We start from the raw sequence: 16,129 nt of genomic DNA, 5'->3' as shown, positions 1-16,129 counted from the left end.
CTTATTTTGGGGGTATGTATTTTTTTAAATAATTGGCAGCTTTTGGTGTATGTCCTACTATTTTTGAAGGTTGATAAACTATTGGTATATGCTTAAATCATTCGAAGAGTCGCTGTTAAAAGATTCGCCAGACTCGCTAATTTCGCCCATCTTAAAAAGCCTCTGGTATGACGCCAAAGGTGATTGGAAAAGAGCACATGATTTAGTGGATCAATCACCAGGTTTAGATGCAGCTTGGGTTCATGCCTATTTGCATCGCAAGGAAGGTGATATTTGGAATGCGGATTACTGGTATACGCGCGCTAAGAAAACGCGGCCTTCGTGTTCCTTGGAGGATGAATGGGCGAATTTAGTGACACATTTTCTGAATGTTTAAGCTGCGGTGTGCTTAAGTTAACTGCCTATTTAATTACCAAGCGTTGATTTTACTATCCATCCAAGCGGACCGGTCGGTGACAAATTGTTTAAGTTTTTGGATCGAAACGTCATGATTGACCACGATGCCTTTGTCCCAAATGGCATAATTTCGTGTCGCGGCGCCAGATTTTTTAAGGGTTTGTCCGGCTTCGTCTATGACGGCATGCATGGAAGCTGTGGCTAGTTCAGATTTGCGTAAGGATTGCCATCTAACTTTTACTGCATTTCTAAAGAGTGGATCAGCTAATAAGCGATCCCACCAAAACGGCACCATCCAGGCATCATTGGTCACAATTCGGTTATAATTGGCCACCCAATCATTCATAGGAACCCTGCTTCCATCTTCAAACCCTTGGTTTAAATCCCAAGCCGGCCCCATAGCTAAGCGACCGTCACGGTCTTTCTCCAGAAATGTACTAATGCGATAGGCATCTACATTTCTGCACAACTCATTAATGATGAAATAATCAACAAAAGAGGGTAATACGATAAAATTGGTATAGGTACGTGTATTTCCTGTGAGGTCGTCTGCTATCAGTGCCCGTTCAAATTGGTCTATGTATTTAGCGATATATTCTTTTTGAGCTTTGGTAATCTCCTCGGCTTTCGGGTAATCGTAGGTGAAATAGGTTTCTACATATTTTTGTGGATGATAGGGTGCCAAAAACGGCGAAAAGTTAATTTCTTTTGCGAAGATGTCAAATTTACTTCTGAAGCTATTGAACTCATTATATAGCGCATCATCATTCCAGTTGGTCATAAAGTAACTATCTGGTTTTCCGTCATGTTCGGGGCCCGCGTCTGCTTTGTCAATTTTTAAGATATATCCGCCGGTTAGGTTTGTTGAGGTGGCATTTAATGATTTAATGTTTACCCGGTTATTGTCCCGTTTAACTTTTTCACAGAAATAATAGACTCCTTGATAAACGCCATTGACTTCGATTTCGACGAGCTGGCCACGGCTCGCATATTTGCCTATTTTTCGGGAGAATTCATACCCTACATAGTTGTGAATTAGGCTTTTGTCAATTTGGTATTTGTCCTTAAAATTAACAATATGACCAATCAACCGCCAATCTTCTTCTGCAGGCATACCTAATAAAGACACATCCACGCCATCGCCTGTTGGCGTAATCGTTTCGAGATTATACGCTTTTTTGTCGGAGAGCCGGAAGCTCGTTTTACCCCGGTATGAAATGGAAATACGCTGCTCTTGTGCGAGCTTTTTTTGTTTATAAATTTTCAGTTGGCCCACCACATCTGACCCATATTTCACCTCTTTTCCTTCGGTGGTAATGACGAGGTAGGGGACGTCGCTTTCGCCAACTTCAACCGCGAATCGCTGGCCATCATCTCCTTTTGGAATAGAAACTGGGGTTTCGGTAGGCTTTTCACAGGATATGAAAATGACCAAGGAGAGATAAATTAGGCGTTTTAGCATGATGCGCTTAGGTGCAAGAAAGGGAAAAATTTGGGTAAAGGTAACGACTATTTTTCACATATATTTGTCGATCTGAATGCCACGGAAATGCGCCAAAAAGCCATTATTCGTGTAGTTATCGGACAAACTTCAACATAGACGCAACAACTTTCCCGGGGACTTCTTCCATGGGAACATGGCCCACGTTTTGGTAGATTTCTGCTTGGCTTCCTGATATATCGCGTAGGAAATTATCCACATTATTTACGCCAATTAGGTTATCCTTATCGCCCCACAAGATTAATGTAGGGGTTTTGATATCTTTAATTTTTGGAACTGGCGAATTCAAGAATCGTTGGGAACTACCTGTAAACGAACCTTTAAAAATTTGTAAAGCAGCTGCTCGGTTTCCCTCCCGAATGGCCACATCATGAAAACGTTCCACCTGCGCATCCGTTACACGTGCAGGGTCGTAATAAACGGTCTCTAAACTTTTGCGCACTAGAAATTTTGGGGTCGCGTAAAGCAACAAATTATTGATAACCGGTGTGGAAGCTATTTTGAAACCTAATGATCCACTCTCCCCTTTTTTAGGATACCCGGCGGCATCGATCAAGATCATTTTGGCAAGACCTTGTGGATTGTGCAACGCATAATTCCAAGAAATGGCGCCGCCCATGGAATTGCCTGCCAGGATAAAGCGCTTGATCTTTAAACGGGTTGTAAATGAATCAATGAATTTGTTGTAGTAAGTAAAATTATAGGCATTTTCTGGGGAAGGGCCGGTTAAGCCAAAGCCCGGCAAATCCAAACTAATTACGCGCCGCTCAGCTTTTAAACCCATCGCTACGCTGTCCCATGTATTTAAGGATGACGACATGCCATGCAATAAAATCATGGGTATAGAATCCGTTTGAATACCTTCGTCGCGGTAATGCACGTTCATCCCTAAGATGGGCATGAACTTGGAATTCTGATTGGCATACAAAGGAATTAACTCGTCCACAGGCCGATCTCTTTCGCAAATGATGATTAAGACAAGGAATAAAAAAGCGAATATGCCGCCGATAATTTTACTAGCTAATTTCATGTGGGTACGTTTTGAAAGGCCAAAAATACGGGATTTAAATTCTATTGAGATAGGTGGGATATTAAATTATTCCATGACTAGTTTACTTTTTCGAATGTTAAGTTATTATAGCTTGGCCAACTTTACATAAACTATAGACCAGTTCTATTTTATCAAATAAATACATTAAATTGTGCCTTTATTGAATTTAACCTAATTATTCATGAAAATTAAATCATTTGTAGTGGTATGTGTCCTGATGGCCGTATCCTTATTCTCTTTTGGACCGTCAAATCAAGCGATTCAATCTGAAAAACCTTTTGGCGGTTTAGCCTTGTACACAGTTCGCGATGCGATGAAAGATGCGCGTGCAACCTTAGAAAAAGTAGCTCAAGCGGGTTATGTAAACGTTGAATCAGCGGGTTACAACAACGGCAAATTTTACAATTTATCTCCAGCAGATTTCAAGGCGCTTTTGGACGAAATGAAATTAACGCCTATTTCAGCACATCAAGGAACGGTTAATTTTGAAAATGTAGACCAACAAATCGCTGATTTAAAAGTAGCTGGATTCAAGTATTTCGTAATTCCAGTTCCTCCGATGGGATTGTTTGGGTTTGACAATGTGAACAAACGGATGACCATGAAAGGTGGTGCAAAGAATTTGGCCGAAATCTTAGACAAATTAGGCGAGAAATGTGCTGCGGCTGGTTTGCAGTTATTGTATCACAATCACGATTTTGAGTTTATGAAAGATGCCGAAGGTATTGTTACCATAGATTACCTTTTGGAGCATTGCAATCCTAAGTATGTCAACTTTCAAATGGACTTATACTGGGTGACCAAAGCGGGGGCAGATCCAGTGGCGTATTTCAATCGCTACCCAGGGCGTTTTAAGATTTGGCATGTGAAAGATATGGATGATCAAGGTCGGTTTGCTCCAGTAGGGAACGGAAAGATTGATTTCAAGCGTATTTTAGCCAACAAAAAATTGTCGGGTATGGCGTATTATTTCGTGGAGCAAGATGCTTGTTTCAACGAAACGGCATTAGAAGCAATTGTGATTAGCCATAAAGGATTGGAAAAAATCGGATTTAAATAATCTTCTAGTATTTTTACCGCCTAATGGAAAATGATAATAAAGTGAAGTTTAGGTCATTGTGCCCTATCGCAACCGGCTTGGATGTTATAGGGGATAAATGGACTTTATTGATATTGAGAGACATGATATTTTTTCATAAGTCTACTTTTAATGAATTTAAAGCTGCCCCAGAGTTGATGCCTAGTAAAATGTTATCAAATCGGTTGAAAAAACTGGAATCTATGGGATTTTTGAGCCGGAAGAAGGGTGAACAAAATAAGAAGAAAGTTCATTATTTATTAGAAGTTAAAGGGATGGAAACATTTCCCATTATGGTTGATATTGCTCTATTTACAACTGATTTTTATTATGATCACTTAGGTGATACGTATACAGGTGTGGTAAAAACAAGAATGAAAAATGATAAGTTGAATTATATTAACGAGATGATCGAAAGGTATAAGTCATTTAAAGAATCAATCATTATTTAGAAAATCGTATCGCTATTTTGCAGAGCCCCCGGTACTATACTGGGGGCTTTTTTGTTGATTTTTTTCAAAAAATAAAGTGGAATTTGTTTTTGGTTTCAAAATGATACTTATATTTAGCCAAACTAACTTATTCTAAATACTATTTATTATGAAAAAATTACTACTATTTCCCCTGATGGTCATGGCAATGATGTTTGCTTGTACTGCACCAGAAAAAAAAGCTGAGGTATCCCCATCTGATCCAGATACTGGAACATTTTCTTCACAAAATGAAAAGTCTCAAAAAGTAAGAGAGGCCTTGGAAGCCTACATGAAAAATGATTCAACAAAGATTTATGAAATCTATGTTGACACGGTTAAGATTTATGATCAAATGTCCGCTAATCAAGAAGGCGGAAAAACAAAGCCAAATCCTGGTGGACGTGCAGGTTTTGTAGCGAATGAGCGCATGAACCATGATTTTTTCTCGGATATAAAGGTAACGACGGATAACATTAAGACGTTTGTTTTTGCTGACGGAAGAGTTCATACCGGAGTTTGGTGTATGTGGACTGGTAAAGGAAAGTTTACTAATAAAGACATTTCGGCTCCATTGCATCTTGCCTTTATTTGGGAAGGCGATAAAATCGTTAGTGAATACCGCTTTTTTGACCCAACGGCATTGTATGCTGAGGTTGCAGCATCTCAAAAGAAATAATTCACCTAATTAAACAATAATCAAAATGAAAAATCTATTAATTCTTTGCGCTTTCGTATTATTCAGTGCAAACACATTTGCTGTAAGCTTACCAAAGGGAAGTTTAATTGGCATTCACAATGTCTCTATTAAGCTTAAAGGATCTGCTACGCAAGCGCAATATTTGGCGCTTTTTAAGTCAAAGTGGATTCCTGCAGCATCAAAAGCATTTGATTGCGAAGTCCATATTTTGAATCATGTTAGAGGCAAGTCTGATAATAAAATTGGCCTTCTATTTATCTACAAGAGTGCAGCTGCTCGTGATAAATTTTATGTTTCAGATGGTGTATTAAATGATACCGGTAAAGCTGCAGCAGCCAAATTTGCCTCTATTGACGCAGAATTAAATAAGTTGGGAACAACTTCTGGAAGTTACATCGATTGGTCTGTTCAATAAATTCAAATTCGTTTTGGGTTTGATATAAAAAGAGAGGCATGATGCCTCTCTTTTTATTTGTAGTGATGTTATGTTTGATTTAGAATTACCAAAGTTCGCTAGGTTAATTCACCAACTTCACATTCAAGCCTACATACCAAGTCCGACCGTCAGCTGGTAAAATACCAGGACCCGGATATCCACCTGATCTTCTGGTAAAATAGCGCGCATCTGTCAGATTGTTTACCCCAAATATCAATTGAGCATATTTCTTAAACTTATAAGATCCAGAAATATCTTGAACTTGGTAGCCCGGGATTAGTCCAGTGGTCGCTGCCGCGTTCGGTTTTACGGTGTTGCTCGCATCAGCGAAGGCTTGACTGATGTCGCTGATTTGCCAACTGACCGATAAGCCCTTTTTGGAATAGGTTATCCCATAGCGGTTAATTTTGTCGGGCGCATTCTCCACCTGTTTGCCTGATAGGTTTGCTTCGACAATTTTGCCATTAACGACGGAAGTAGTTTTGAAGTCTAAGTAGCGCGCACGAATGACTGCTACCGATGCAAAAATGGAAATGTTTCCCAAACGCTGGTGTTTTAACCAGGCAGTCGTAGGGCTAAATTCAATGTACGCCTCCGCCCCTTTTGAAACCGAATGCCCCAGATTCGTTCGGTATTGGTAAATTTTTCCTTCGTTATTTGTTTGCGCAATAGTCCCTACGCGATTGGCATAATCCAGATAAAAATAGTCTATATCAAAGGTCAAATAATTGCTTATTTCCCCGCGGTAACCTAGGTCAAAATTGAAACCTTTCGCGTCTGATAAATTAGGATCAATGATATCCGTTGTTGCCGGAGGCAATAAATCAGAGGACAAAACAGGGCGATATGCTTGCGCAATATTGCTGTACAATTTTGTGTTTGGACTAACTTTATATTCAGTTCCTGCACCCAGTAAAACGAAGGATCTTCCACGGCTACTCGGTGTAGCGGCTATTGGCAAACCAGCAGCACTTAATCCCGACTGACCAGCCATGTGGGTGTCAATTTTTTCTAAACGTGCTCCAAGTGTAATGAGCAAGGGTTCGGTGGGCCGTAGAATGGTTTCTGCAAATGCGGCATAATTGATATTTTGGAAGGCTAAATCACGGGTATACAAACCTTGAATCGCAAAATCCATGTCATCTCCTTTGCTGCCTACCCCCACTTGTTTGCGTTGCATTGCGCCGTGAAAATAACGAAGCCCCGTTGCCACGGTGTTTTTCCAAGCGCCCAATCGATAATTTACGAGGTAGCGTAATTCAGCACCATTGGTTTGATAAAGATCGCGGTCCACCTGTCGATTTCCCAATGGGTCAATTTCTGTGATGGCTCGTGTAAATCCAATGGAATTGCGCTCAGCCGTAGTACCAAAATATTTCAAGCTAAGTTTAGATTCTGCATTAACGACATAGTCGGCCGTCAAGGCATAGATAAACCAAGGGTTACTAAACCAGTTTCTAGCCCGCAAACTTTGTTGGGCATTTTGCGCAAAAGCCACATCGGTTAACCCGCCGGCTTGTTGGCTTTCTGTTTGCATGTAGGTCAACTGCCCACCTATTTTTAGTTTGTTCGATATCGCATAGGAAACCTCAGCGTGCGAGTGGTCGGTATTGAAATAAGCGTTTTGGCGCCAACCATTTCCACGTCTTTTTTGATAATAGGTCGTGTAGGACAGTCGGCCTGACGTACCTCCTACATAGTTAAATGAACTAAATAGCCCATTATTTCCGGTCGTATTTTGACTTTCTACGACCAGCTTGGTAGATAAATCAGGTTTGCGTAAAACGAAATTCATCAGTCCCCCAAACTGCGGGCCGTATTGTAAGGAGCTCGCACCACGAATGATTTCGATGCGATCAACTACCTCCATGGGTGGCGTATAATAGGCTTCTGGGTAGCCCATGGGGTCAGGCGTGATGTCGTACCCATCCATGCGCACATTAAATTCCCAGGAGCGATTGGGCGAAAGCCCCCGAGAAGCCACACCTAATTGAATGCCGGAACCATCACTTTCCCAGACCGAGATTCCAGGAGTTCTGGAGAAAATTTGACGCGAGTTATTCATCGCTAAATTCGCTTGAAGGTTATCAAGCACAATGACTTCATTTTTTTTACCTGCTGTGATGGTGTAATCATTTACTTGCGGTAAAAATGTATTGCCTTTTACACCAGATTGTGCGAAGACAGAGACCCCTTGAAGTTCGGTTACATCGCTTAGGCTGAAATTAATTTCGCGTTGCTCTCCACCTAGGATGGTGACTTCTTTTGTGCTTGGTTCATAGCCCACAAAACTAACCTTGACGGTGTAGGATCCGGGCTTCAGGCCTTTCAGGACATAATTCCCTTTGACATTGCTTTCTACCCCGCGAACGGTACCCACTAAAACGACCGTTGCGCCTGGAAGGGCCTCATTTGATTCCGAGGTAATTAACCCAGAAATCGACCCTAATTGAGCATTGGAGGAAAAGGAAAGTAGCAATACAAAGACGAATAGCACTTTTTTCACACAAATTTTATTTAGACTAATTTTAAATAGAGCACAAATGTAGGGAGGCAAATCTAATTCTGCAACACTATTTAGAATTATTTTAAATAAGATTTATGGTGGCTCTTTTAATGGAGAAGTAATTGTGGGGGAAGCTTGCGATTAATCAAAATTTTGAAAAAGCTCATCTAATTCGTTCGCTAAGGCCAAATCTTTTTGCGTTACTTGATTTCCCGCATCATGCGTTTGTAGAGATACGTGAATTCGATTGTAGGTATTTGTCCACGTGGGATGATGGTCTAAAGCCGTAATTTTTAGTGTGGCTTGTTGCATAAATAGCATCGCTGCCTCAAAGCTGGCGAATGTATACGTTTTCTCTAAGCAATTTCCCGTTGTAAGCCAGTTGTTCATGACATGATTTTAGTGTGTAACAGCCAATCTAATTGATTTGTTTTTAAATGACTAGGTCTAATCTCTTGAAAATGAATGCTATAGGGGTTTATTTTTTATTTTTTTTTAAACAAAGTGCGCACATAATCGTTACTACATCGTATATAAATATGACATTCTTATGAAAAGAGATGAATTTTTGACGACACTGACGGGCAGTTTTTCTGCTGTGTGTTTGGCATGCATGACTACTGCATGTTCGGAAGATCAAATGGGAGCTCCTAGCGCAATGAATACGCCGGCTGGAGCCACAAGTGGGAGTACGATAAACTTAGAAACCGAATTAAAGGCGGTCAATAATTTTATTGCCAAAAATGGGTTTATTGTTATCCGAACCGCGACAGGAAATACGGCTGCTAGCTTTGTCGCCTTTTCATCTGTGTGTCCACATGCCGGGGCGACGGTTGAATATAAAGAAAGTTCATCTTCGTTTTTGTGTGCGGCACACGGGTCAACATTCAGTTCATCGGGAGCTCTTACGCAGGGACCGGCTACGGTAGGCTTAACCAAATATGATGTGGAAATCACAGGTCTTACCTTACGCGTGAAAGCTTAAGAACATTAATTTTCTTTATAAAAAGCATAATGAAATTAATTTTTTTTAATCAATCATCCCTTTTAAGTTTGTGCCATAGACATTTGACTGTTTAGATTCAGTTAGATATTTAATTAATGAAAAAGGGGTAACATTAAAGCCAAGCAGATTTGTTTGGCTTTATTTATTAAAGTGGTTTATTCTGATTTCATCTTTTTTAGCAATGATATAATCCATGAATGCCTTAGCCACAGGCGACGGTTTTTTCTCTTTGTGCCAAATCAATTTCCATGTCGTACTTATTGGAAGTCCACTTCGTGGAATAATCACCAATTGACCACTTTTTAATTCATTTTTTATTCCGATCATGGGCATAATGGAATAGCCTAAACCCGCCATGATGGCTTGTTTAACGGCCTCATTGGATACCAGCTCAATTTTTTTCAAGATATGTATTCCTTGTTTTTTCAAATAATTTTCCATGATTTTTCGTGTTCCTGATCCATTTTCACGAAAAATTAAAGGGAGTTCATTATTAAACTCGCGTAATGAAAAAGTGGGATTTCGTTTGGCAGTTTCTGCATTACCAATCAAGTAAAGATCGTTTTCTAGGATATCAATGTATTCAAAACTAGGGCTATTGACATCCGTCGAGATGAGACTGAAATCGACTTCATTGTTCTCCAAGTTATGAAATACTTTTTCGCGATTCGTCACATCTATACTTATCTCAACCCCTGGATTGGTATTCAAAAACTCCGTCAAAAAATAAGGTAAAACATATTTACCTGTTGACACAATTGAAACTTTAAGTCGGCCCAACAATTGATCTTTAAATGCCATTGTTTTAAAATTAATCGCATATACTTGATCAATTATACCTTCAGCTGATTTCGCAATCTCCATGCCAAAATCAGTCACGTAAATTTTTTTTCCGATGATCTCAATCAAAGGGATTTCAAATTGCGCTTGAAAGTTTTTTATCTGAATAGATACCGCAGGCTGCGTCAGGTTTAATTCTTCTGACGCTTTAGTTATACTCAAGGTTTGTACAACTTTTAAATAAATCTGTAATTGATTTAGTGTATAGTTCATAAAAGAGCTTAATGTATTGTATTATAAACTTAAATAAAAATTATCATACAATGTCACATTACTTTGTAAATAATTTCAAAATGTGAAGAAAGCTTACCTAAGCATTTTAATTTTGTTACATATTTTAGGTATCGTAGTCGGTCTTATTTGTAGCATTTACTCACCCGATCCAATTACCGGTAAGCTTATCGTTTGTGTATTAATTATTCTTTTGTTGAATCTTTTCCGCCTTTTTCTAGGTAATCATTAACGAATAGATGTCTAATTTTGAACTGTTAATTTTTAATCTAAAAAACCCAACACGCCTATTTTTTCTGATAGGAGTTCTTGCCAAACTAGTTAAAAGTGACTTGGAGTTCCCCGCCATTATCATGGAGGTTACCTTCCCGTTCAACATCACCATAGGGATGCCACCATTTCTTCAAATTAATCATGGATAGTGTATCCCACTTCAAGGGCCGTAGAATCGTAATTGCCACCATGCATGGTAAAGAACAGGCAATTGCCCCACAGCTAACTAAGGAATTAGGCGTTTATTGCTTTGTGACAGATCAGTTGGATACGGACCAACTAGGGACATTTTCAGGAGAGATAAATCGGATAGATAGCCCGCTTGAAGCCGCGCGAAAGAAATGCCAAATGGCCATGGACATCGCTTCAGTAGACCTAGCCATCGCTTCCGAGGGTTCATTTGGACCCCATCCCAGTATTCCGTTCATGCCGGCTCATGAGGAGTTTTTACTCGTCACCGACAAGAAAAATAATTGGGAATTTGTTGTGCGAAAGCTAGAAAGTAACACCAATTACCGCCAAATTACACTGAACTCGCTCGAACCTTTAGACGCTTTTTTAACGCAAGTAAAATTCCCGACCCACGCCCTCATTGTTAAGAAAAGCGAAAAAGACGCTTCCGTTTGTGTGAAAGGGATTCATGATAAACAGGTGCTTCTCCAAACCATTGAACACTTTTTTAGTCGGTTTGGTCAATGTACAGTTGAAACCGATATGCGGGCCATGCACAATGAAACCCGCATGGGCGTGATTGAAACGATGACAGCTTCACTGATCCAACAAATGAAAACCGTATGTCCCGCTTGTCAAGTACCCGGTTTTCGGCTTCAAGAAAAAGTGCGCGGTTTACCTTGTGCACTTTGTGGCAAACCTACACGAAGTGTCAAGGCAGAAATTTATGCTTGCCAATCATGCACCTGTACCGAAAATCGCCCAGCCGGGCATAAAATGTTGAAAGAGGATCCCATGTATTGTGATTTTTGTAACCCGTAAAAAATATGATTACGACTGATATTACGCTTATTTGTGAGCAACTAAATCAAGGGGAGCTAATCGGCTTACCCACCGAAACCGTCTATGGTTTAGCAGCCAATGTATTCAATTCAAAAGCCGTTTCCCAGATATTTGAGACAAAGAAAAGGCCAACGACAAATCCGCTTATCGTGCACGTCGCTTCCATCAGTCAAGCACGTACTTTGGTCAAACGATTTCCTGATAAAGCGGACCAACTTGCCAAACAGTTTTGGCCTGGTCCCTTAACAATGATTTTGCCTAAAAATCAATCGGTTAGCCAATTAGTCACAGCAAATCAAGAAAATGTGGCTATTCGTATTCCGAATCACCCTGCGGCATTGAGTCTTTTAAACCAACTAGATTTTCCGCTTGTAGCGCCCAGCGCTAATCCATTTAATCGCATTAGCCCAACCACCGCTGAACATGTGGAGGCGTATTTTCCCGCTATTTATACCCTAGACGGTGGCGCTTGTCAATCAGGCGTGGAATCAACAATCGTCGGGTTCGAAGGGAATGATGTTGTTTTGCTACGACATGGCGCGATTTCAATCGAGACAATTGAAGAATCAGTAGGCCGAATTTTAAATCGAACAGGCGCTTTAACCCATGCTTCGCTGCCGGGCCAACACGCCAAGCATTATGCGCCAACATGTGAATTGATTGTGACTTATGAGCCGCTATTTATGCTTAGTGCCGTTAAGCAAAAAAGGGTAGGTATTCTGTGGTTTAAATCTATACAAATAGAAAGTATCCATGTGGACGTGAATCTCGTGCTCGCCCCTAGTGGCGATCCAATAGAAGCCGCAAAAAATCTATTTGCAGCACTTCATACCTTAGATAACATGGAGTTAGATTTAATTATTGTCGAACGACTTCCAGCCTATGGGTTGGGAATTACCATTAATGATCGCTTAGATCGCGCAGCCAACAAATGAAATATGTAATCACCAATGCCCTTGTTGTGAACGAGGGCCAATTAATTCAAACGGATTTGCTTGTATCCGGCGAACGTATCGAACGCATTAGCCCTTGGATTTCCGAACCCCACGCTCAGGTTATTGATCTACTTGGGAATTACTTAATTCCCGGCATGATCGATGATCAAGTCCATTTTAGAGACCCCGGCTTAACCCACAAAGCAGATATCCAAAGCGAATCCATGGCCGCCGTCGCCGGAGGAATTACGTCATTTATGGATATGCCTAACACCATTCCCAATACGCTCACTCGCGAATTGTTAGAAGAAAAGTACCAGCTCGCCGCACAAAAATCATCGGCCAATTACTCCTTTTTTATGGGCGTCACCGCCGCAAATTTGGAAGAAGCTCTTCGAGTAGATAACGAACGTGTTTGTGGAATTACCGACGACGGGCTTTACCTAGAAAATCAAGAAATTCTAGCCAATAACCCGCTATACCTCGAAAAATTATTTTCCCGCGCAGAAACTTTAGTCGCCCTACACAGTGAAGATGATTCAATTATTCGAAAGAACTTACGTCATTACCAACAAGTCTATGGGGACGATATTCCCGTGGAATTCCACCCCGCCATTCGTTCATCCGAAGCCTGCGAAGTGGCGACAAAGCGGGTACTCGAAATTCAAAAGCGGCACAATAACCGCCTCCATTTCTTTCATATCTCGACCGGCGCCGAAGCAAAATTGTTTAGCCCGGGACCCATCTCCGAAAAACGCGTAACCGCAGAAGCGTGTATTCACCATCTCTGTTTTTCGGATGCCGACTACCCTTCGTTGGGAAGTACAATCATGTGGAATCCCTCGGTGAAATCGGAAGCCGATCGATTGGAATTAGTAAAGGCATTAGAAGATGGGCGCATAGACCTCATCGCTACGGACCATGCGCCCCACAGCCTCGAGGAGAAATCCGGCACGTATCTTCAAATCAAATCGGGTGCTCCGATGGTCCAGCACGCCCTATTAATGCTTTTCGAACTAGTTGGCCGCAGCGAGTTATCCCTCACAACCTTAATGAACAAGACAAGTCACCGCGTCGCAGATTGCTACCGCATGGTAGATCGCGGTTACATCCGGGAAGGTTATTTCGCTGATCTCGTCGAAGTGGCTCCCTCAAATCCCTGGACCGTTACTTCGGATTCACTCGCTTATAAATGTGGGTGGGCACCTGTCGTGGGACGAACATTTGAACATGAAATTAAGCGCACGTTTGTGAGCGGTCACCTCGCATACGAGGCAGGAAAATTCAATCCAGAAAAATCTGGAAAACGCTTACAATTTGCCAAAATTAGATAATCAGACAATGCAATTTTTTATCACAGGAATAGGTACGGAGATTGGGAAAACCGTTGTTTCAGCCATTTTAACTGAATACCTTCAAGCGGATTATTGGAAACCCGTACAATCCGGAGATTTACATTGGACCGATACCATGAAAGTTCAATCACTCATATCAAATACAAAATCGGTGTTTCATCCGGAGAGGCACCGACTAAACGCCCCGCTTTCTCCACATGCCTCGGCTGCGTTAGATGGAGTTCAAATTGAGCTTTCTGATTTTACATTACCGCAGACTTCTAATCATTTAATTGTCGAGGGAGCCGGAGGTTTGATGGTTCCGCTCAATGATCAAGATGTGATGCTGGATCTCATCCAACAAATACAAATTCCTGTTATTCTTGTTTCCAGAAATTACCTAGGAAGCATTAACCATACCATGTTATCCATTGAGGCTTTGCAGCATCGTCAGATTGCGATTGCCGGAATTGTCTTTAATGGCGAACCCAATGCCGCAACGGAAACATTCATCGAGAAATATAGCCAGCTTCCTGTTCTTTTTCGGGTAGGAGATCTCCCGGAAATTAGCCCGAAAGTCATCAGTAAATTCATCAAAGAAATGAATATCGATTCACTGAAATTAATGTAGTATCCAAGTGATATTTAATTGAATTTCGGTAAGTTTGAAACATGTGAGCTTTAGAGCTCTGAACCTATTGACCATTCATGAAACAATTACAATCACTCGATTACGTCGTATTTCTATTATATTTTATCTCCGTCACCAGTTATGGCTATTGGGTATACCAACGAAAAAAGAAAACAGAGGTTTCCACAAAAGATTTTTTCCTTGCTGAAGGATCACTAACGTGGTGGGCCATCGGTGCATCTTTATTAGCCTCCAATATTTCTGCCGAACACTTCATCGGCATGTCCGGCTCCGGATTTGCGATTGGTTTAGCCATCTCCTCCTACGAATGGATGTCGGCAGCCGCACTCGTAATCGTTGCCATTTTCTTTGTTCCCATCTTCCTAAAGAATAAAATTTATACAATGCCACAGTTTTTGTCGCAGCGCTACAACAATACCGTCGCGACAATTATGGCTGTTTTTTGGTTGTTGTTGTATGTCTTTGTCAACCTAACATCGATTCTGTACTTGGGAGCTTTGGCGATCGAAAGCATCACATCCATTCCCTTTTTATATGCCATGATAGGTCTCGCTTTATTCGCTATTTTCATCACCTTGGGTGGGATGAAGGTGATCGGATACACGGATTTTATTCAGGTAATTGTCTTGATTATTGGTGGCCTCGTGGTGACTTATTTGTCTCTCGATATGGTTTCTGATCGATTTAACAGCGGAGGCGTTTTCGGAGGATTGTTGGAGTTACGCACGCAGGCCGACGACCATTTTCATATGATTTTTTCGGAGGGAGATAAGTACTACGACGTACTACCCGGCTTTGCGATTTTATTTGGAGGTATGTGGATTAATAACCTAAACTATTGGGGATGTAATCAGTACATTGTCCAACGGACTTTGGGAGCGGATTTACCAACAGCCCGAGCGGGAATTTTGTTTGCCGCCTTTTTAAAATTATTGATGCCACTTATTTGTGTCATCCCGGGGATCGCGATGTATGTCTTATACCAAAATGGCGCTTTCCAAAATGAAATGACTATTGCCGGAATCGTGAAGCCGGACCATTCGTATCCTACCCTCATGAATTTGTTACCTGCCGGACTAAAAGGGCTTTCTTTTGCAGCTTTAACGGCTGCAATCGTGGCCTCATTGGCCGGGAAAAGTAACAGTATTTCAACTATTTTTAGTTTAGATATTTATAAAAAATCCCTTAACCCAAATGCTACAGAGGCCCAAACAGTTTGGGTTGGACGCATCGCAATTTGGGTATCATTTGGGATTGCTTTGTTGATTGCTCCGCAATTACGCCAACTCGAACAAGCCTATCAGTTTATCCAAGAGTATTCTAATTACTTGACGCCAGGAGCCTTCGCTTTGTTCTCTTTGGGCCTATTTTGGAAGCGGACTACCTCGTCGGCCGCCATCGTCGCCGCAGTCGCTTCCATTCCACTCGTCGTTTTGTTCAAAAACTTACACACGTTTATCGGCGGGAATCCTATTCCATTCCTGAATGTGACGATGTGGGTCTATCTGCTCTTGGTCGCATTGATGGTAGTGATCTCTTTGGCAGATCGCAATTCAAAAGATAATCCAAAAGGATTGGATGTGGAGCGCGCCGACTTCCTTGTATCGAAGCAGTTTGCGATTATTTCCATTTTAGTCATGGGAATAGTAGCCGCACTATATACTGTTTTTTATTAAAGATTTGTTGGGGCACGTTCAATGCCCCAA

Annotated in this window: 16 protein-coding genes; 11 read left to right on the top strand and 5 right to left on the bottom strand. The window is 41.2% G+C overall.

The window, feature by feature from the left end; genetic code table 11:
• Positions 1 to 88: 88 nt before the first annotated feature.
• Entirely contained in the window at positions 89 to 376 is a 288-nt protein-coding gene (locus tag AC1W6K_RS00785) for a hypothetical protein (RefSeq protein WP_481946077.1), read from the top strand.
• Positions 377 to 409: 33 nt separating this feature from the next.
• Here AC1W6K_RS00785 and AC1W6K_RS00780 read toward each other — a convergent pair whose 3' ends face one another.
• Positions 410 to 1,858, bottom strand: coding sequence for a CotH kinase family protein (locus AC1W6K_RS00780; RefSeq protein WP_481946076.1), 1,449 nt, complete (start codon positions 1,856 to 1,858; stop codon positions 410 to 412).
• 115 nt (positions 1,859 to 1,973) lie between these two features.
• The gene (locus tag AC1W6K_RS00775; RefSeq protein WP_481946075.1) at positions 1,974 to 2,927 is read right to left on the bottom strand and encodes an alpha/beta fold hydrolase; all 954 of its coding nucleotides are present in this window, start codon (positions 2,925 to 2,927) and stop codon (positions 1,974 to 1,976) included.
• A gap of 202 nt (positions 2,928 to 3,129) precedes the next feature.
• Between AC1W6K_RS00775 and AC1W6K_RS00770 the strand changes: the two genes are divergently transcribed.
• The 4 genes from AC1W6K_RS00770 to AC1W6K_RS00755 all read left to right on the top strand — a co-directional run bounded on the left by AC1W6K_RS00770 (position 3,130) and on the right by AC1W6K_RS00755 (position 5,611).
• The gene (locus tag AC1W6K_RS00770) at positions 3,130 to 4,008 is read left to right on the top strand and encodes a sugar phosphate isomerase/epimerase family protein (RefSeq protein ID WP_481946074.1); all 879 of its coding nucleotides are present in this window, start codon (positions 3,130 to 3,132) and stop codon (positions 4,006 to 4,008) included.
• Between the two features lie 23 nt (positions 4,009 to 4,031).
• The gene (locus tag AC1W6K_RS00765) at positions 4,032 to 4,478 is read left to right on the top strand and encodes a winged helix-turn-helix transcriptional regulator (RefSeq protein ID WP_481946073.1); all 447 of its coding nucleotides are present in this window, start codon (positions 4,032 to 4,034) and stop codon (positions 4,476 to 4,478) included.
• Between the two features lie 148 nt (positions 4,479 to 4,626).
• Positions 4,627 to 5,175, top strand: a complete 549-nt coding sequence (locus AC1W6K_RS00760; RefSeq protein WP_481946072.1) for a nuclear transport factor 2-like protein — start codon at positions 4,627 to 4,629, stop codon at positions 5,173 to 5,175.
• Between the two features lie 25 nt (positions 5,176 to 5,200).
• Positions 5,201 to 5,611 (top strand): hypothetical protein, encoded by a 411-nt coding sequence (locus tag AC1W6K_RS00755; RefSeq protein WP_481946071.1) that lies wholly within the window; start codon positions 5,201 to 5,203, stop codon positions 5,609 to 5,611.
• Positions 5,612 to 5,714: 103 nt separating this feature from the next.
• Here AC1W6K_RS00755 and AC1W6K_RS00750 read toward each other — a convergent pair whose 3' ends face one another.
• The gene (locus AC1W6K_RS00750; RefSeq protein ID WP_481946070.1) at positions 5,715 to 8,138 is read right to left on the bottom strand and encodes a TonB-dependent receptor domain-containing protein; all 2,424 of its coding nucleotides are present in this window, start codon (positions 8,136 to 8,138) and stop codon (positions 5,715 to 5,717) included.
• A 141-nt stretch (positions 8,139 to 8,279) separates the two neighbouring features.
• Positions 8,280 to 8,528, bottom strand: coding sequence for a 4a-hydroxytetrahydrobiopterin dehydratase (locus AC1W6K_RS00745; RefSeq protein WP_481946069.1), 249 nt, complete (start codon positions 8,526 to 8,528; stop codon positions 8,280 to 8,282).
• 160 nt (positions 8,529 to 8,688) lie between these two features.
• Here AC1W6K_RS00745 and AC1W6K_RS00740 point away from each other — a divergent pair, with 160 nt between their 5' ends.
• Complete coding sequence (locus AC1W6K_RS00740; protein ID WP_481719010.1) at positions 8,689 to 9,123, top strand: QcrA and Rieske domain-containing protein; 435 nt, start codon at positions 8,689 to 8,691, stop codon at positions 9,121 to 9,123.
• A 159-nt stretch (positions 9,124 to 9,282) separates the two neighbouring features.
• Here AC1W6K_RS00740 and AC1W6K_RS00735 read toward each other — a convergent pair whose 3' ends face one another.
• Positions 9,283 to 10,197, bottom strand: coding sequence for a LysR family transcriptional regulator (locus tag AC1W6K_RS00735; RefSeq protein WP_481946068.1), 915 nt, complete (start codon positions 10,195 to 10,197; stop codon positions 9,283 to 9,285).
• Positions 10,198 to 10,629: 432 nt separating this feature from the next.
• Here AC1W6K_RS00735 and AC1W6K_RS00730 point away from each other — a divergent pair, with 432 nt between their 5' ends.
• The 5 genes from AC1W6K_RS00730 (at position 10,630) to AC1W6K_RS00710 (ending at position 16,099) form a co-directional block, all read left to right on the top strand.
• Positions 10,630 to 11,481: a DUF6671 family protein gene (locus tag AC1W6K_RS00730; RefSeq protein ID WP_481946067.1), complete on the top strand. Its 852-nt coding sequence runs from the start codon at positions 10,630 to 10,632 to the stop codon at positions 11,479 to 11,481.
• Positions 11,482 to 11,486: 5 nt separating this feature from the next.
• Positions 11,487 to 12,437 (top strand): L-threonylcarbamoyladenylate synthase, encoded by a 951-nt coding sequence (locus tag AC1W6K_RS00725; protein ID WP_481946066.1) that lies wholly within the window; start codon positions 11,487 to 11,489, stop codon positions 12,435 to 12,437.
• Positions 12,434 to 13,771 (top strand): dihydroorotase, encoded by a 1,338-nt coding sequence (locus AC1W6K_RS00720; RefSeq protein ID WP_481946065.1) that lies wholly within the window; start codon positions 12,434 to 12,436, stop codon positions 13,769 to 13,771. Before AC1W6K_RS00725 ends, AC1W6K_RS00720 begins: the two co-directional genes overlap by 4 nt.
• Positions 13,772 to 13,778: 7 nt before the next feature.
• Positions 13,779 to 14,402, top strand: coding sequence for a dethiobiotin synthase (gene bioD / locus AC1W6K_RS00715; protein ID WP_481946064.1), 624 nt, complete (start codon positions 13,779 to 13,781; stop codon positions 14,400 to 14,402).
• A 77-nt stretch (positions 14,403 to 14,479) separates the two neighbouring features.
• Complete coding sequence (locus tag AC1W6K_RS00710; protein ID WP_481946063.1) at positions 14,480 to 16,099, top strand: sodium:solute symporter family transporter; 1,620 nt, start codon at positions 14,480 to 14,482, stop codon at positions 16,097 to 16,099.
• Positions 16,100 to 16,129: the final 30 nt, after the last annotated feature.

The organism is Aquirufa sp., assembly GCF_964796385.1.
Note: the sequence above shows the minus strand (reverse complement) of the source record. Positions and strands in the feature narration are given on the sequence as shown.